Annotated in this window: 1 protein-coding gene; it reads left to right on the top strand. The window is 50.4% G+C overall.

Annotated elements, in window-relative coordinates:
- Positions 1–125: 125 nt before the first annotated feature.
- The coding region (locus AC1WIP_RS15370) for an ABC transporter ATP-binding protein (protein ID WP_481142648.1) at positions 126–1,870 on the top strand (1,745 nt) is incomplete at its 3' end.

Here is a 1,870-nt window from a genome sequence, read left to right as displayed (position 1 = left end):
ATTGCTTATTTGCGTTATCTCCTATGGGAGCCTATGTTCCAATGGCTATTATGCCCGCACAGTTTGAGATGATTTATCTGGAACTGTGCGCGGAACGGTTTTAGAAAAAATGAAAGGAGCAGGAAATGGAACAGAAAAAAAATAACACATTCAGTTGGGTCCTGCGGTTTGCGACACAGTGCAAAGGGAAAATGACAGCCTCTGTCTTATTGGCGATACTTGGCTCTGTGTGCGGGATTGTCCCCTATTTTGCGGTTTCGCGGATTGTGATTCAGATATGCGGACAGAATTATGACCTTACGGCCGTTGGTTTCTGGGCGCTTGCCGCACTTCTCGGCTATCTGGGGAGCACCTGGATTGGAACGGTTTCTACCATACTCAGCCATCGCTCGGCTTTTACGATTTTAAAGAATATCCGGACGGAATTAACAGCGAAGCTCTCCCGTGTGCCCATGGGTTATATTCTGGATACACCTTCCGGTAAATTCAAGACCCTACTGGTGGATACGGTGGAAAAGCTGGAGCTGCCGCTAGCACACATGATACCGGAGCTGACAGCGAATATTCTTGTCCCGCTTCTGATGATGGTATATCTTTTTATCCTGGACTGGCGCATTGCCTTGATTTCGCTGATTACAATCCCTATTGGTCTTGTGTGCTACATGGGGATGATGAAGGACTATGCAAAGCGGTATGACCGTGTACTGACTGCGGGGAAAAATATGGATGCCGCCATTGTGGAATATATCGGCGGCATTGAAGTCATCAAGGCTTTTAACCAGAGCGCTGCCTCTTATGGCAGGTATATGGATGCTGTAACAGAAAATGAAGCGGCAAAGACGACCTGGTTTAAGCAGACCAACAGCTTCTATGTGGCGGGTATTTCTATTATGCCGTCCTGCCTGCTGGGCGTATTGCCTTTAGGTGCCTATCTGTATATACAGGGCAGCCTGGAAACGCCGGTTTTGATTACCTGTGTGATCCTCGCCCTTGGATTAGTCAAGCCACTGATTCAGGCGCTGCAATATACGGACAGTCTTGCCATGGTGGATTCCACGGTTAAAGAGATTGCCGGGCTTTTGGAAACAGAGGAAATGCAACGGCCGGAGGAACGGGTAACACTTCCTAATTCTCATATATCTTTCCGGAATGTTTGCTTCGGATATGGAAATACGGAGGTATTGCACCAGATTAGCTTTGACGCGGTACCGGGCGGTATGACGGCGATTGTGGGACCCTCCGGCTCAGGCAAGTCAACGGCGGCGCGCCTCATCGCTTCTTTCTGGGAGGCGGACAGCGGAGAAGTACAGATTGGCGGAGTAGATGTGCGGAACATCCCGCTCTCACAGGTCATGGATACCGTGGCTTATGTGTCCCAGGACAATTTCCTGTTTCATCTGTCCGTGAAGGAAAATATCCGCATGGGGAAACCGGGGGCGACGGACGAAGAAATTGTAAGCGCCGCAAAGCAGGCGAGCTGCCATGAATTTATTTCTGCCCTGCCGAAGGGATATGATACGCTGGTGGGAGACGGCGGCGGGAGCCTGTCCGGTGGGGAGCGCCAGCGCATTGCCATTGCCAGGGCGATCTTAAAAAACAGCCCCGTGGTGGTACTGGATGAGGCTACCGCATTTACCGACCCGGAGAATGAGGCTGTTATTCAGGCATCGATCAATGAACTGGTAAAAGGGAAAACGTTGATTGTCATTGCCCACCGTCTTTCTACCATCGTGGGCGCAGATAAGATACTGGTGATGGATCAAGGGTGCATCAAAGGCCAGGGAACGCACAAAGAGTTGTTAAGGAACAATTCTCTTTACAGAGAGCTGTGGACCGCGCATATCAGCGCGAAAGATATGGGAGAGGAGGC

This window comes from Acetatifactor sp., from assembly GCF_982438285.1.
This window is presented reverse-complemented; position numbering and strand designations above follow the sequence as displayed.